This is a genomic window from Georgenia subflava (assembly GCF_009193155.1).
Taxonomy (GTDB): Bacteria; Actinomycetota; Actinomycetes; order Actinomycetales; family Actinomycetaceae; genus Georgenia; species Georgenia subflava.
Window position 1 is genome coordinate 76,370 of the sequence record NZ_VUKD01000003.1, and the last position, 14,740, is coordinate 91,109.

The window sequence follows — 14,740 nt, forward strand, 5'->3', positions numbered from 1 at the left end:
AACATGTCCGTTACCCACACCGAGCTCCTGCGCGAGGCGCAGCTCCGGGTGACGGCGCCGCGGCTGGCCGTGCTGGCCGAGGTCGCCGACCACCCGCACGCCGACGCCGAGAGCATCCGGGCCGCCGTGCGTGAGCGGCTCGGCACGGTCTCGACCCAGGCGGTCTACGACGTCCTGCACGCCCTGACCGGGGCCGGCCTGCTGCGCCGCATCGAGCCCGAAGGGTCGCCCGGCCGCTACGAGCTGCGGCGCGGCGACAACCACCACCACCTCGTCTGCCGCAGCTGCGGCACGGTCGCCGACGTCGCGTGCGCCGTCGGCCAGGCCCCGTGCCTGCACGCCAGCGAGGACCACGGCTTCGTCATCGAGACCGCCGAGGTCATCTACTGGGGCACCTGCCCCTCCTGCCTGTCCGGAACCGCATCACCGAAGGAGATCTCTTGAGCGAGACCAACGGCTACCAGCCGGCCTCCACCACCCAGTTCGGCGCCCCCGCCGGCTCGGACCGCAACTCCCTGAGCGTCGGGAGCAACGGACCGCTGCTGCTGCACGACGTCCACCTCGTCGAGACCCTCGCCAGCTTCAACCGCGAGCGCGTGCCGGAGCGCAACCCGCACGCCAAGGGCGCCGGGGCGTTCGGCACCTTCGAGACCACCGAGGACGTCTCCCGCTTCACCAAGGCGGCGCTGTTCCAGCAGGGCGCGAAGACGGACATGCTCGCCCGGTTCTCCACCGTCGCCGGCGAGCAGGGCTCGCCCGACACCTGGCGCGACGTCCGCGGGTTCTCGCTGAAGTTCTACACGACCGAGGGCAACTACGACCTCGTCGGCAACAACACCCCGGTGTTCTTCCTGCGCGACCCGATGAAGTTCCCGCACTTCATCCGGTCCCAGAAGCGGCTGCCCGCCTCCGGCGTGCGCGACAACAACATGCAGTGGGACTTCTGGACGCAGAACCCGGAGTCGGCCCACCAGGTCACCTACGTCATGGGTCAGCGTGGACTGCCCAAGTCCTGGCGCCACATGAACGGCTACGGCTCGCACACCTACATGTGGGTCAACGCCGCCGGCGAGAAGTTCTGGGTCAAGTACCACTTCCACACCGAGCAGGGCATGGAGTTCCTCAGCAACGAGGAGGCCGAGCGGCTCGCCGGGTCCGACGCCGAGTACCACCGTCGCGACCTGTTCGACTCCATCAAGGCCGGCGACTTCCCGAGCTGGACCCTCTCGGTCCAGGTCATGCCCTACGAGGACGCCAAGACCTACCGGTTCAACCCCTTCGACCTCACCAAGGTGTGGCCGCACGCCGACTACCCGCTGATCAAGGTCGGCACGATGACCCTGAACCGCAACCCGGAGAACTTCTTCGCCGAGATCGAGCAGGCCGCGTTCGCGCCGTCGAACACCGTGCCCGGCATCGGCGTCTCCCCGGACAAGATGCTGCTCGGCCGCGTCTTCGCGTACGCCGACGCCCAGCGCGCCCGTATCGGCACCAACTACCAGCAGCTCCCGGTCAACAAGCCGATCGTCCCCGTCAAGTCCTACACGTTCGACGGGAACATGACGTTCGAGCACTCCGGCGACGCCCCGGTCTACGCGCCGAACTCCTACGACCGCCCCTGGTCGGACGAGACCGGCCGGGTCGACGACGGCTGGGAGGCCGACGGCGAGATGGTGCGCAGCGCCTACGCCCTGCACGCCGAGGACGACGACTTCGGCCAGCCGGGCACCCTGGTGCGCGAGGTCTTCGACGACGCCCAGCGTGACCAGCTCGTCGAGACCGTCTCCGGCTCGCTGCTCGGCGGCGTCGAGGGCGTCGTCCTGCAGAACGCCTTCCGGTACTGGAAGGCCGTCGACCAGTCCATCGGCGAGCGCATCGAGCTGGCCTACTACGCCGCCAAGGGCGACCCCCAGGTCGGCATGGACAACGAGCTCGTCGAGGAGACGGTCAGCACCCGCTGACCCACCGACCTCGCCGGCCGGCCCGGGACCGTCCCCACGGTCCCGGGCCGTCGTCGTCTCGGAACGTCCCCGCGGTCCGGGCCGTCGTCGTCTCGAGGACTGTTGCCTCGCGGACGCGTTGGTGGTCGGATACCGGTGACCGATCCACCGACCGCGGCGGGCGCAGGCTCGCCGGTGAGGAGCGAAGCATGTCCCGTGTGGTGCACTTCGAGATCCAGGCCGACGACGTCGAGCGCGCCAAGGCCTTCTACGCCGCGGCGTTCGGGTGGACGTTCGAGGACTACACCCAGTTCACCGGCTCGCCGTACTGGGGCGTCGTCACCGGCCCCAAGGAGGAGCTCGGCATCGACGGTGGGCTGCTCCCGCGCCCCGTCGCGGCGCCCGCGCCCGAGCAGGGCACGAACGCGTTCGTGTGCACGATGCAGGTCGAGGACTACGACGCCACCGAGCAGAAGATCCTCGACGCCGGCGGTCAGGTCGCCCTGCCCAAGTACGCCCTCCCGGGCATGGCGTGGCAGGGCTACTACCTCGACACCGAGGGCAACACCATCGGCATCCACCAGCCCGACACCGCGGCGGCCTGAACGTCGTGACCGACGGAGCGGGCGCCGTGCCGGTCGTCACGTACGTGGTCGACGGCGGCGTCGCCACCATCACCCTGGACTCGCCGGCCAACCGCAACGCGCTCTCCGCCGTCGTGCGTCGTCAGCTGGGCGAGCACCTCGCCGCGGCGACGGCGGACGAGGCGGTGCGCGTCGTCGTCCTCACGCACACGGGGCCCGCGTTCTGCGCCGGGGCAGATCTCAAGGAGTCGCGCGGGGCGTCGCCGGTCGACCAGGGCGTCGCCGACCTTCCGGGCCTGCTGCTGGCCGTCATGAGCTGCCCGAAGCCGGTGCTGGCCCGGATCGCCGGCGCGGCGCGGGCAGGCGGCACCGGACTCATGGCCGCCTGCGACATCGTCGTCGCGGCCGACGACGTGACGTTCGCCTTCCCCGAGGTCCGGCTCGGGCTCGTGCCCGCGGTCATCTCGGTCCCGCTGCGCCGGCGGATGCCGGCTCAGCCGATGCGTGCCCTCTTCCTCTCCGGGGAGGCGTTCGACGCCGAGCGAGCCGCGGCGCTCGGGCTCGTCGATGCCGCCGTGCCGATCACCCGGCTCGACGACGAGGTCGATCGGTGGGTCACCATGCTGCTCCACGGCGCGCCCCGTGCTCTCGCGGCCACCAAGGCGGTCCTCGCCGAGCCGAGCGAGGAGCTCGCCGCCGAGCTCGACGTCCTCGGCCGCCTGTCCGCAGCCCACTTCTCCTCCGCGGAGGGGCAGGAGGGGCTCGAGGCGTTCGCCGAGAAGCGAGCGCCGGTGTGGACCGCACGCCCCACCCGGTAGTACTGCACGAAGGTGTCGCGCGCACTGGCCCCGATCAGGGCAGGTGGGCCTCCAGGAGGTCCGCCGCCGTCCTGGCGCCGCCGAGGGAGCGCAGCTCGGCACCGAGCCGTGCCGCGGTCGCCCGGTACCCCGGGTCGGCGGCGATCCTGCGGTAGGCGTCGGCGATCGCGGCTGCGCGCGGCGTCCCTGTGCGCAGGTTGACACCGGCGCCGTGCCACCCGATGCGAGCGGCGATCTCGGGCTTGTCGAGGTCGCCGCCGGCGACGACCAGCGGGATGTCGTGCCGCAATGCCTGCAGCACCCCGCCGTAGCCACCGTTCGTGATCATCACGGACGTGCGCGGAAGCAGCTCCGGGTACGGCACCATCGCCGCGGCGCGGGCGTTCGCAGGCAGCTGTCCCGGCGGCTCCGTACGGTGACCGAGGCCGACCACGACCAGCACGTCTTCCTGGGCCAGGGCCTCCAGGGTGGGCATGATCAGGTCCCGCGGGTCCACGTTCGCAGTGCCCTGCGTCACGTGAACGATCGGCACGGTCGCATCCGCCACCTCCTGCCACCACTCGGGCAGCTCGGCGGGTGGCGCCGCCGCACCGTCGTCGGTGAGGTCCCCGACGAACCGGATGTGCCCCGGCAGGTCGTTGCGGGGATAGTCCAGGCCCGGCGAACCCGCCGCGACGACGAGCTGCGGGGAGTACCACATCGTCGCGAAGGTCTCCCGGTCGGTCGACAGCCCGACCTGCCGACGGGTGCGCTGGTACGCGCGTGTCAGCACCGCGGTGCCGACACCGGAGGCGGCGCCGAGCGCCCCGTCCCGTACCTTGCCCAGCACCCCGCGCCCCGGGGTGAGGCCGAGCCCCGTCGGCGGGATGCCCCTCCCGGGCAACCACACCGCGATCGGGGACACGGACGCCCAGCGCGAGTCCCGCTGCTCGGCCACGAACCGGGTGCCCAGGGCCATGGGGTCCCCGGCGATCAGGTCCCACGGTTGCTTCTCGTAGGCGGCGTCGAGGTCGGTGCGCTGCGCCGGTGCGGTGCCGAGGAACAGGTCCTGCAGGTTCACCAGCACCTGCCGGAAGCCCTTTCGCTCCTGCATGCGCGGGAACGTGGCGGCGTAGTCCCGCTCGTCGAAGTCCGGCGCCACCTGCCAGGGCACGCCCCGGGCACCCACCTCCTCGAACATCTCGAGGTACGACCGCCCCGTGTACACCCGCACGTCGTGCCCGCGCCGGACGAGCTCGGCCGCGACGCTGCGGATCGGGCGGGCGTGCCCGGCGAACGGCATCGCCGTCATCATGATCGAGGCCATGGTCCATGATGCCCACCGGCCCGGCGGCTGGGCATGTGAGGGCCGGCAGGGCCCCTCTCAGCCCCGCAGCCGCCGGCCGTCCGGTGCGACGGCGCCGACCTCGCCGTCCAGAGTGCGGAGCGAGGCGAGCGCCATCGAGGTCAGCAGCCCCCGCATCTGGGTCCGGTCGAGCCGGGCGCTGTGGGGGGTGGAGTTGATCAGCCCGAACGTCGCGTGGGCCGCGGCGCGCGCCCGCTCGGCGCCGAGCGCGGGGGAGCGGCGGCGCACGACGTCGACCCACGTCTCCACGTAGTCGTGCTGGAGGCGGCGGACCCGTCGTCGCGCGGGCTCGGCGAGCCGGTCGAGGTCGCGAGACTGGATCGTGATGAGGGCCGGGTGGTCGAGGGCGAAGCTCACGTGCCAGTCGACGAGGGCGGCCAGCGCCTCGTCGGGGTCGGCGGCGGCCGAAACCCGCGCCGTGCCCTCGCGCAGCAGCTCCTCCGAGATGCCGACGAGCAGCTCGGCCAGGATCGCCTCCTTGCTCGCGAAGTGCCGGTACAGGCCGGGGCCGGAGATCCCGACGGCGGAGCCGATGTCACCGACCGACACGCCGCCGAACCCGGCCCGGGCGAACAGGTCCGCCGCGGCGGCGAGGATCTGCTCGCGCCGCGGGGGCTTGCCGTCCCGTGCTGGCACGGGCACGATGGTACTCGCCGAGTTAACGATCGTTAACCGCAGCCGAACCTCACCGCGGAGGGAGCGCCGATGGCACAGCCCGGCACGGGCGAGGGCGGTCTGGCGGGCCTGGCGCACGAGCTGCGGGACCGCCTCGCCGTCGCGCGCCGCGGCGGCAGCGAGAAGGCGCGCGCGAAGCACCTCGGCCGGGGCAAGCTCCTCGTGCGTGACCGTGTGGACCGGCTGCTGGACCCCGGATCACCGTTCCTCGAGCTGTCACCGCTCGCGGCCACCGGCATGTACGACGACGCCGTCCCCGCCGCCGGGATCGTCACCGGGGTCGGGCGGGTCGCCGGCCGGGAGTGCGTCGTCGTCGCCAACGACGCCACCGTCAAGGGCGGCACCTACTACCCGGTCACCGTCAAGAAGCACCTGCGCGCCCAGGAGATCGCCCTCGCCAACCGGCTGCCCTGCCTGTACCTCGTCGACTCCGGCGGCGCCTACCTGCCACTGCAGGACGAGGTCTTCCCCGACCGCGACCACTTCGGCCGCATCTTCTTCAACCAGGCGACCCTCTCCGCCCGCGGCATCCCCCAGCTCGCCGCGGTCATGGGCTCGTGCACAGCCGGCGGCGCCTACGTCCCGGCCATGTCGGACGAGTCGGTCATCGTGCGCAACCAGGGCACGATCTTCCTCGGCGGCCCGCCCCTGGTGAAGGCCGCCACCGGCGAGGTCGTCAGCGCCGAGGAGCTCGGCGGCGGGGAGGTGCACGCGCGCCGCTCCGGCGTCGTCGACCATCTGGCCGACGACGACGCCCATGCGCTGGCCATCCTCCGCGGAGTGGTCGGCACCCTCGAACGACGGACCGAGCCGTCGCTCCGCCAGGAACCGTCCGAGGAGCCGCACGAGGACCCGGCGGGTCTCTACGACGTCGTGCCCACCGACCCACGCACCGGCTACGACGTCCACGACGTCATCCGCCGCATCGTCGACGCCTCGCGCTTCCACGAGTTCAAGGCCCTCTACGGCGAGACCCTCGTCTGCGGCTTCGCGCGCCTGTGGGGGTACCCGGTCGGCATCGTGGCCAACAACGGGGTCCTCTTCAGCGAGTCGGCCCTCAAGGGGGCGCACTTCGTCGAGCTGTGCGACCAGCGCGGGGTGCCCCTGGTGTTCCTGCAGAACATCTCCGGGTTCATGGTCGGCCGCGACTACGAGAACGCAGGCATCGCCAGGGACGGCGCCAAACTGGTCACCGCCGTCTCGACCGCCGTCGTCCCGAAGCTCACGGTCGTTATTGGTGGTTCCTTCGGCGCCGGGAACTACGGCATGGCCGGCCGCGCCTACGACCCCCGGTTCCTGTGGATGTGGCCCAACGCCCGCATCTCCGTCATGGGGGGCGAGCAGGCCGCCGCCGTGCTGGCCACCGTGCGTCGCGACGGCATCGAGGCCGACGGCGGGACGTGGTCCGCCGAGGACGAGGAGGCCTTCAAGAACCCGATCCGCGAGCAGTACGAGCGGCAGGGCTCGCCCTACTACTCCACCGCGCGCCTGTGGGACGACGGCGTCATCGACCCGGTCGACACCCGCCGCGTGCTCGGCCTCGCACTGGCCGCAGCCGCCAACGCCCCCGTGCCCGAGCCGGTGCCGGCTCTGTTCCGGATGTGACGGCAGTGTTCACCACCCTCCTGGTAGCCAACCGCGGCGAGATCGCCCTGCGGATCATCCGGGCCGCCCGCGGTGCCGGGCTGCGCACCGTCGCCGTCTACTCCGACGCCGACCGCGACGCACCGCACGTGCGCGCCGCCGACGTCGCGGCCCGGCTCGGTCCCGCCCCGGCCGAGGAGTCCTACCTCTCCGTCCGCGCGATCCTCGACGCCGCCCGCCGCACCGGCGCGGAGGCGGTCCACCCCGGGTACGGGTTCCTCTCGGAGAACGCCGCGTTCGCCCGGGCGTGCGAGGACGCCGGACTGGTCTTCGTCGGCCCGCCGTCCGCCGTCGTGGAGACCATGGGGCGCAAGGACGCCGCCCGGCGGATCGCGCTCGCCGCCGGCGTCCCCGTCGTGCCCGCCGTCGAGGGCGCCGACGACGCCACGCTCGCCGCGGCGGCGACGGCCGAGATCGGCCTCCCGGTGCTCGTCAAGGCCGCCGCCGGCGGTGGCGGGAAGGGCATGCGCGTGGTCCGCGAGGAGTCCGCCCTGCCCGCCGCGCTCGCCGCCGCCCGGCGCGAGTCCGCCGCCGCCTTCGGTGACGACACCCTGCTCGTCGAGCGCTACGTCGAGCGCGGCCGGCACATCGAGGTCCAGGTCCTCGCCGACACCCACGGCTCCGTCGTGCACCTGCACGAGCGCGACTGCTCGGTCCAGCGCCGCCACCAGAAGGTCGTCGAGGAGGCACCCGCCCGCGCGATCAGCCCGGCGGTGCGCGCACTCGTCACCGACGGTGCGGTCCGTCTCGCGCGCGAGGTCGGCTACGTCGGCGCCGGCACCGTGGAGTTCCTCGTGGCAGGGGAGGAGGCGTGGCTCCTCGAGATGAACACCCGCCTCCAGGTCGAGCACCCGGTGACCGAGGCCGTCACCGGGCTCGACCTCGTCGCGCTGCAGCTGGCGGTCGCGCAGGGCGATCCGCTGCCGATCACCCAGGCGGACGTGCGGGTCTCCGGTCACGCGATCGAGGCGCGCGTCTATGCCGAGGATCCGGCCCAGGGCTTCCTGCCCCAGGCAGGTACCGCCGTCACGGTGCGCTGGCCCACCCGCGCCCGGGTCGACGCGGCGCTCGAGGACGGCCAGACGGTGGGCACCTGGTACGACCCGCTGCTCGCCAAGATCATCACGCACGGCCCCACCCGTGAGGCCGCCCGCGCGGCCATGGTCGCCGCCCTCGACGACACCGCCGTCCTCGGCCTGACGACCAACACCGGGTTCCTGCGCCGGCTCGTCGACTCGGCCGAGTACCGCGACGCCACGATCGACACCGCCTGGCTCGACCGCACACCCGGCGCGTTCCCGCCGCCACCGGCCGAGCTGCCGCTGCTGGCCGCGGCGTTCGCGCTCGCCCGGGCCGGCACCGACCAGCCGGACCATCCGTTCGGAACCGTTGACGGCTGGCGGCTCGGCGGCCCGCCGGCACCGGTCGTCGTCGCGCTCGAGCACGCGGGCGAGCGGCACACCGCGCACGTGCATCTGGACGGCGTGATCCGGGTCGGCGAGAAGGCATGGACGCTCCGCGAGACCGCCTCCCGGCCGGGGGAGACGGCCCTGGAGATCGACGCGATGGTGCACCGGTTCGTGATCCGTACCGGCGGCGCGGGGGCCGTCGTCGCGCACCACGGGGAGTCGTACACCTTCACCGTCCCCGACCGGCTGGGTGCCGATCATGCGGTCGTCTCGGACGGGCTGGTGACCGCACCGATGCCCGGGCTCGTCCGCGACGTCGGCGTGCGGCCGGGTCAACCTGTCAGCGCCGGCGACGTCCTCGGGGTGCTCGAGGCGATGAAGATGGAGACCGCCCTGACCGCCCCGCACGACGGCGTCGTCGAGACCGTGCAGGTCAGTGCCGGCGACCAGGTGGCCCTCGGCCAGCCGCTCTTCGGCATCGCCGCGCGGGAGGAGGCCTGATGCTCGCTCCCACGACGGTGCCGATGCCTGGACTGCCCGAGCGGGTCCGCATCTACGAGGTGGGCCCGCGTGACGGGCTGCAGAACGAGGCCGCCGTCGTGCCGGTCGCAGTCAAGGCGGAGCTGGTCACCCGGCTCGTCGGTGCCGGGCTGCGCACCGTGGAGGTCACCAGCTTCGTCCGCCCAGACCTGGTGCCCCAGCTCGCCGACGCGGAAGAGCTCTGGGCGGGTCTCGCGCGCTCGCCGGGCGTGCGCTACCCCGTCCTCGTGCCGAACGTGCGTGGCCTCGACCGGGCGCTCGCCGCCGGCGTGGAGGAGATCGCCGTGTTCGGCTCGGCGACCGAGTCGTTCGCGCAGCGCAACCTCGGCCGCAGCGTCGAGGAGTCCCTCACGATGTTCGCCCCGGTGGTGGCGACCGCACGTGAGCACGGGGTGCCGGTGCGTGCCTATCTGTCGATGTGCTTCGGCGACCCCTGGGAGGGCGAGGTCCCGCCCGAGCGGGTCGCCGACGTCGCCGCCCGCCTCATGGCGCTCGGCTGCACCGAGCTCTCCCTCGGCGACACCATCGGCGTCGCCACCGCCGGGCACGTGCAGGCGCTGCTCGACGCGCTGGCGGAGGTCGGCCTCGGCGTCGAGCGGCTCGCTGTGCACTTCCACGACACCTACGGCCAGGCGCTGGCCAACACCCTCGCCGCGCTGCAGCGCGGCATCACCACCGTCGACGCCGCAGCGGGTGGGCTCGGCGGATGCCCGTTCGCCCGCAGCGCCTCCGGGAACCTCGCCACCGAGGACCTGGTGTGGTTCTTGCACGGGCTCGGCATCGACACGGGCGTCGACCTGCCCGCCCTGGTCGCCACCAGCACGTGGCTCGCGGCCCACCTCGGCCGCCCCAGCCCCTCGCGCGCCGTCCGGGCGCTCGCCCACCAGCCGTCACCGTCGTAGCCACCCCGCACAGGAGGAGACCAGATGCGCACCGCCTTCACCGACTTGGTCGGCGTCGACCATCCGCTCGCCGGGTTCAACCGCTCACCGGCGGTCGTCGTCGAGGTCTCGCGCGCCGGTGGTCTCGGGGTGCTCGGAGCGACGATGTACACGCCGGAGGAGCTCGACGCACAGCTGGGCTGGATCGAGGAACAGCTGCAGGGCCGGCCCTACGGCGTCGACCTGCTCGTCCCGGCCGCCGTGACGCACACCGCCACGGAGGAGCTCGTCGCCGGCCTGCGCGAGCAGATCCCCCGGGAGCACTGGCGGTTCGTCGAGGGCCTCATGACCAAGTACGGCATCCCGCCGCTGTCCGAGGGCGACGTCCTGGACCGCACCGGCCGGATCGACGCGAGCCTCGAGACCAACACGGACGAACGGCTCGTGACGGGCCTGCTCGACGTCACGTTCTCGCACCGGCCCGCGCTGGTCGCCAGCGCGCTCGGTACCCCGCCCCCCGCGATGCTCGAGCGGGCACGTGCCCACGGGGTGCCGGTCGCGGCACTCGTGGGCAAGCGGTCGCACGCCGAGCGTCAGCTCGCCGCCGGGGTGGACCTTCTCGTCGCGCAGGGCACCGAGGGCGGCGGGCACACCGGCAGCGTCGCCACCATGGTGCTCACCCCGGAGGTCGCCGAGATCGCCGGGCCGGTGCCGGTGCTGGCGGCCGGCGGCATCGCCACGGGCCGCCAGCTCGCGGCCGCGCTCGCGCTGGGTGCCGCGGGCGGGTGGGCCGGGTCGGTGTGGCTCTCCAGCGTCGAGGACCTGGCGAGCGACGCGATCAAGAGCAAGCTCCTCGCCGCCGGCAGCTCCGACACCGTCATCTCCACCACCCGCACCGGCAAGGCCGCCCGGCAGCTGCGCAGTGCCTGGATCGACGAGTGGGACGCTCCCGGGGCGCCCGCGACGCTGCCGCTGCCGCTGCAGCCCATGCTCGTGCGCGAGGCCTGGGAGCGTATCGACGTCGCGGCCGGTCGTGGTGACCCGGCCGCGCAGGAGCTCGAGTCCTTCTTCGTCGGGCAGGTCGTGGGGAGCTTCCGCCAGCTGCGCCCGACCGCCGAGATCGTCCGCGACATCGTCGAGGGCTGCGAGCTCCGCCTGCGGGAGCTGACCACCCTCGTCGCCCCCGGGCAACCGGTCCCGGGACGGGCGGACCCCTGACCGAACGGGGTCAGGGGTCCGTCTGCGCTGCCGGCCCGCCGGGCTAGAACTTCGCGAGCAGGCCCGCGTCCACGGGCACCGAGATGCCGGTGACGAACCGCGACTCCTCCGACGCCAGCCACAGCACCGCGTTGCTCACGTCCTCCGGCTCCACCCACGCCGTCGGCAGCAGGGCAAGACCGCCGAACACCCGGGCGACGTCGTCGGGGGTGGGGTTCTCGACGTCGGGGATGTAGGCCTTGAGGAGGCGCTCGTTCATGGCCATCTCGGTGTTGACCATGCCCGGGTTGACCGTGTTGACCCGGATACTGTGCTGCCCGAGCTCGTTCGCGAGCGTCCCCATCAGCCCCTGGAGGCCGTGCTTGGACGCGGTGTAGTGCGCCTGGTTCGGGGCACCGATGAGCCCGGCGGTCGAGCTGATGATGACGACCGAGCCGCCCCGCCCTCGCTCGATCATCCCCGGCACGACGGCCTTGACCGCGTGCCAGGCACCGACGAGGTTGACGGAGAGGATGTCCTGCCACTGCTGGTCGGTCAGGTCCAGGGCGGGCGTCTGGTTCGAGATGCCCGCGTTGGAGACGAGGACGTCGATGCCGCCGAGCTCCGCGACGCCGTCGGCCACGGCTGTCTCGAGAGCCGCCTGGTCCCGCACGTCGGCGGTCCTCGCCACGATCCGGCGTCCCTCTGCCTCCACGAGCGCGACCGTCTCGGCCAGGTCCTCTGGCGTGCCCTGCCGGTAGTCGATGCTCGGCTCGTCCCGTGCCAGGTCGACCGCGATGATGTCGGCGCCTTCCTGGGCCAGGCGGACGGCGTGCGCCCGCCCCATGCCTCGTGCGGCGCCCGTGATGAAGGCGACCTTGCCGTCGAGTCGTGCCATTCTCGGTACCTCTTTCCCGTTGCGCGGGCCCGACTGCCCGCGGTCGTGAACACTGTGTTCAGGTCAAACGTCATAACGGGCGGAACTAATCCGTAATCGCACGATCGACGCCCGTGAGCTCGTCGACCGGCGGAGCAGGGGGCCTGTCCGACCGCCGGTACACCGGTGGACGCTCAGCCGTTCCCGCCCCGGCCCGGTGAGGGGCAGGTGACGCCGGCGGCACCGCGGGACGACCGTCCCCAGCCGTAGCCGCGAGATCCGGTGAGGGCGGCCCGTGGTCGCCTTCACCGGCGGCCCGCCGGTCACCTTGCCCCCCGGTGGGCCGGGATCGGCGACACCTCACCGGGTGAGGTGGTGGAGGACGGCCAGGACGCGCCGGTGGTCGTCGTCGCTCGGCGGCAGCCCGAGGGCGTCGTAGATGTGCGAGGTGTGCTGCACCACCGCCTTCTCGGAGAGGGTGAGGTGGCGGGCGATCCAGGAGTTGCTGCGTCCCTGCGCCATCAGCTCCAGCACCTCGCGCTGTCGGGCGGTGAGGCGCTGGACGTCGGTGTCGTCGCGGCGTGCCCGGGCCACCAGGAGGGCGACGACCTCGGGGTCGAGCACGGTTCCGCCGGCGCGCACGCGTTCCAGGTCCGCGCAGAAGGTGTCGATGTCGGCGATGCGCTGCTTGAGGAGGTAGCCGATCCCTGCGGGGCGCGCCGCGAGCAGCTCGGTGACGTAGCGGCGCTGCACGTACTGGGACAGCACGACGATCGCGGTCTCGGGATGCGTGCGCTGGATCGACATGGCCGCCACCAGGCCCTCGTCGGCGTAGCGCGGGGGCATCCGGATGTCGGTGACGACCAGGTCCGGGCGGTGCTCGTCGGTCAGCGCCAGCAGCCCGGCGGCGTCCTCGGCCGCCGCCACGACGTCGTGGCCGGCGTGGTCGAGGACGAGCTGCAGGCCCTGGCGCAGCAGGGTCTCGTCCTCGCCGATCACGACGCGCACGGCAGCTCCGCCGACAGCCGGGTGCCCCGCCCCGGCGGGCTGTCGAGCCGGAGCTCGCCGCCCAGCACGTCCACCCGGTCGGCCAGGCCGCGCAGACCCAGCCCGTGGCCGGGGTGCGCACCCCCGACGCCGTCGTCGCCGACCTCGACCTCGAGCCGGCCGTCGTTCACCGCGAGGCGGACCCACAGCTGGTTGGCCCTGGCGTGCCTGACGGCGTTGGCGAGGGCCTCGGTGAGGATGAAGTAGGCGGTGCTCTCGACCGCGGGGGGCACCGTCCGTTCGGTGACGTCCAGCTCGAGGTGGGTGGGCAGCGGGAGCCGGTCGACCAGGTCCTCGGTGGCGGCCGACAGACCTCGCTCGAGCAGCGGCGCGGGCATCACCCCGTGCACGAACCGGCGCACCTCGCCGGCGGCGTCGTCGATGCCCGTCCGCAGCCTGGTGGCCGCCTCGACGGTCGACGGCGTCGCGGCCGGGTCGGCGGCGATGCGCTGGGCGTCCAGCGCCAGCACGACCAGCTGGGCCTGGACGCCGTCGTGCAGGTCCTGCGCGATCTGGCGACGCTCCCGGTCACCGGCCTCGACCAGCCGCTCGCGCGACTCCCGCAGCGCACGCTCGCTCGAGCGCAGCTGGGCGGTGAGCCGCTCTCTGTCCACGGCCAGGGCGACCACCCGGCCGGCCGCGCGGACCGGCTCGGGATCGGCGAGGAGAGTGGCGTCGTAGATGATCGCACCCACGCGGCGCTGCTCCACGCGTACCTCGACGGCCGCCCGCTCCCCGCCGACAAGCGGCAGGCGGACCGGGTGACCATCGGCGTCGACGTACCTCTGCTCGTCGGGGACCCAGAAGGCCACCAGCAGGGTCGGGTCGCCGAGCGTGCGGGCGAGTGCCTCGGTGAGCGTGGTGCGCGCCGTACCGGTGCCGCCGAGCCACGCGCCGAGCTCCTCGACCTCACCGGTGCGAGCGAACCCGCCGCGGAGCAGACCGAGGCAGAACGCCAGCGGCACGCCGCCGATGACGGCGAGCTGCGTCGCGCCGACCGCTTCCGGCGAGAGGCCGAGCACCGGCCGGACCAGGTTGGCGCTGACGGGGATGAACAGCACCGCCACAACGCCGTAGGTGTAGAGCGGCGCGAGAACCCGTCTGCGCGGCAGGTCGGCGCCGCGCAGCCGGTGCACCAGGATCACTGTGGTGACCACCATGACGACGGCGCCAACTGCCGCCTGGACGACAGTGCCGGCGGCGGCGAGCGCCGGGCGGTCGGCGACTGCCAGCAGGTGGTAGGGCGGAGGCGCCGGCGCGAACAGGTACTGCGGCGCCTGCAGCACCAGGGAGACGGTGTAGCCGGCGATCACCGTCCAGCGCGAGACACGGCTCCGGATCCGTCCGGACGGGAAGGCGTGCAGCAGGTGCACCATCACCGCCAGGATCACGGTGGCGCCCACGGTGCCGGCGGCGACCAGCACCGGGAGCGCGGTGAGCGCGAGACCGGCGTTCAGCACGGAGAGGCAACCGACCACCATGATCGCGCCGAGCTGGTTGCTGGGCCGCCACCACCAGGCCAGGATCCCGGCCCCGAGGTAGATGCCGGCGACGAGCACGAACAGGCTCGTCTCCCACGGCAGCTCGGCCGGACCGAGTCCCAGCGCGAGCTCGAGGGCGGCGGCCAGCGCCACGGCCGCAACGAGCAGCACCAGTGCGCGGTGCGTCGAACGGGCCGCGGTGGGAGTCACCGGCGAGCCGGCCATGCTTGAGCCTGGCACGGTGCGGCACGCTGCGCACGTGACCTGGGTCGGGGACGCAGAGGCGACCTGGGTCTATTCCG

At 73.2% G+C, this 14,740-nt stretch carries 13 protein-coding genes; 8 read left to right on the forward strand and 5 right to left on the reverse strand.

What is annotated here, in order from left to right:
* Positions 1–3: 3 nt before the first annotated feature.
* The 4 genes from GD748_RS10470 to GD748_RS10485 all read left to right on the forward strand — a co-directional run bounded on the left by GD748_RS10470 (position 4) and on the right by GD748_RS10485 (position 3,342).
* A complete protein-coding gene (locus tag GD748_RS10470) occupies positions 4–444 on the forward strand; it encodes a Fur family transcriptional regulator (RefSeq protein ID WP_152195169.1) in 441 nt (146 codons plus the stop codon).
* Positions 441–1,961, forward strand: coding sequence for a catalase (locus GD748_RS10475; RefSeq protein ID WP_152195170.1), 1,521 nt, complete (start codon positions 441–443; stop codon positions 1,959–1,961). The genes GD748_RS10470 and GD748_RS10475 overlap by 4 nt, the downstream gene beginning before the upstream one ends.
* A gap of 188 nt (positions 1,962–2,149) precedes the next feature.
* Positions 2,150–2,545 (forward strand): VOC family protein, encoded by a 396-nt coding sequence (locus GD748_RS10480; RefSeq protein WP_152195171.1) that lies wholly within the window; start codon positions 2,150–2,152, stop codon positions 2,543–2,545.
* Between the two features lie 5 nt (positions 2,546–2,550).
* Positions 2,551–3,342: an enoyl-CoA hydratase-related protein gene (locus tag GD748_RS10485; protein WP_226921169.1), complete on the forward strand. Its 792-nt coding sequence runs from the start codon at positions 2,551–2,553 to the stop codon at positions 3,340–3,342.
* Between the two features lie 34 nt (positions 3,343–3,376).
* Here GD748_RS10485 and GD748_RS10490 read toward each other — a convergent pair whose 3' ends face one another.
* Together GD748_RS10490 and GD748_RS10495 are read right to left on the reverse strand one after the other, a co-directional pair.
* A complete protein-coding gene (locus tag GD748_RS10490; RefSeq protein WP_152195172.1) occupies positions 3,377–4,648 on the reverse strand; it encodes a glycosyltransferase in 1,272 nt (423 codons plus the stop codon).
* 57 nt (positions 4,649–4,705) lie between these two features.
* Positions 4,706–5,323: an SACE_7040 family transcriptional regulator gene (locus tag GD748_RS10495; protein WP_152195173.1), complete on the reverse strand. Its 618-nt coding sequence runs from the start codon at positions 5,321–5,323 to the stop codon at positions 4,706–4,708.
* A 69-nt stretch (positions 5,324–5,392) separates the two neighbouring features.
* Between GD748_RS10495 and GD748_RS10500 the strand changes: the two genes are divergently transcribed.
* Genes GD748_RS10500 through GD748_RS10515 form a run of 4 tightly spaced genes read left to right on the forward strand, consistent with a single transcriptional unit; the run spans position 5,393 to position 11,054 of the window.
* Positions 5,393–6,967: a carboxyl transferase domain-containing protein gene (locus tag GD748_RS10500; protein WP_152195174.1), complete on the forward strand. Its 1,575-nt coding sequence runs from the start codon at positions 5,393–5,395 to the stop codon at positions 6,965–6,967.
* 5 nt (positions 6,968–6,972) lie between these two features.
* Positions 6,973–8,916, forward strand: coding sequence for an acetyl/propionyl/methylcrotonyl-CoA carboxylase subunit alpha (locus GD748_RS10505; RefSeq protein ID WP_152195175.1), 1,944 nt, complete (start codon positions 6,973–6,975; stop codon positions 8,914–8,916).
* Positions 8,916–9,857 (forward strand): hydroxymethylglutaryl-CoA lyase, encoded by a 942-nt coding sequence (locus GD748_RS10510; protein ID WP_152195176.1) that lies wholly within the window; start codon positions 8,916–8,918, stop codon positions 9,855–9,857. The genes GD748_RS10505 and GD748_RS10510 overlap by 1 nt, the downstream gene beginning before the upstream one ends.
* 24 nt (positions 9,858–9,881) lie before the next feature.
* Complete coding sequence (locus tag GD748_RS10515) at positions 9,882–11,054, forward strand: NAD(P)H-dependent flavin oxidoreductase (RefSeq protein WP_152195177.1); 1,173 nt, start codon at positions 9,882–9,884, stop codon at positions 11,052–11,054.
* A gap of 43 nt (positions 11,055–11,097) precedes the next feature.
* Here GD748_RS10515 and GD748_RS10520 read toward each other — a convergent pair whose 3' ends face one another.
* From GD748_RS10520 to GD748_RS10530, 3 genes are all read right to left on the reverse strand, one after another.
* The gene (locus GD748_RS10520) at positions 11,098–11,931 is read right to left on the reverse strand and encodes a mycofactocin-coupled SDR family oxidoreductase (RefSeq protein ID WP_152195178.1); all 834 of its coding nucleotides are present in this window, start codon (positions 11,929–11,931) and stop codon (positions 11,098–11,100) included.
* 339 nt (positions 11,932–12,270) lie between these two features.
* Entirely contained in the window at positions 12,271–12,918 is a 648-nt protein-coding gene (locus GD748_RS10525) for a response regulator (protein WP_152195179.1), read from the reverse strand.
* Positions 12,906–14,663 carry a sensor histidine kinase gene (locus GD748_RS10530; RefSeq protein ID WP_152195660.1) on the reverse strand — a complete coding sequence of 586 codons (1,758 nt, stop codon included), beginning with the start codon at positions 14,661–14,663 and terminating at the stop codon, positions 12,906–12,908. The genes GD748_RS10525 and GD748_RS10530 overlap by 13 nt, the downstream gene beginning before the upstream one ends.
* Between the last annotated feature and the right edge of the window lie 77 nt (positions 14,664–14,740).

Coding starts and splice junctions, on each gene's coding strand:
- GD748_RS10470 (WP_152195169.1), top strand. CDS start 4: ATGTCCGTTACCCACACCGAGCTCCTGCGCGAGGCGCAGCTCCGGGTG.
- GD748_RS10480 (WP_152195171.1), top strand. CDS start 2,150: ATGTCCCGTGTGGTGCACTTCGAGATCCAGGCCGACGACGTCGAGCGC.
- GD748_RS10490 (WP_152195172.1), bottom strand. CDS start 4,648: ATGGCCTCGATCATGATGACGGCGATGCCGTTCGCCGGGCACGCCCGC.
- GD748_RS10500 (WP_152195174.1), top strand. CDS start 5,393: ATGGCACAGCCCGGCACGGGCGAGGGCGGTCTGGCGGGCCTGGCGCAC.
- GD748_RS10510 (WP_152195176.1), top strand. CDS start 8,916: ATGCTCGCTCCCACGACGGTGCCGATGCCTGGACTGCCCGAGCGGGTC.
- GD748_RS10515 (WP_152195177.1), top strand. CDS start 9,882: ATGCGCACCGCCTTCACCGACTTGGTCGGCGTCGACCATCCGCTCGCC.
- GD748_RS10520 (WP_152195178.1), bottom strand. CDS start 11,931: ATGGCACGACTCGACGGCAAGGTCGCCTTCATCACGGGCGCCGCACGA.
- GD748_RS10530 (WP_152195660.1), bottom strand. CDS start 14,663: ATGGCCGGCTCGCCGGTGACTCCCACCGCGGCCCGTTCGACGCACCGC.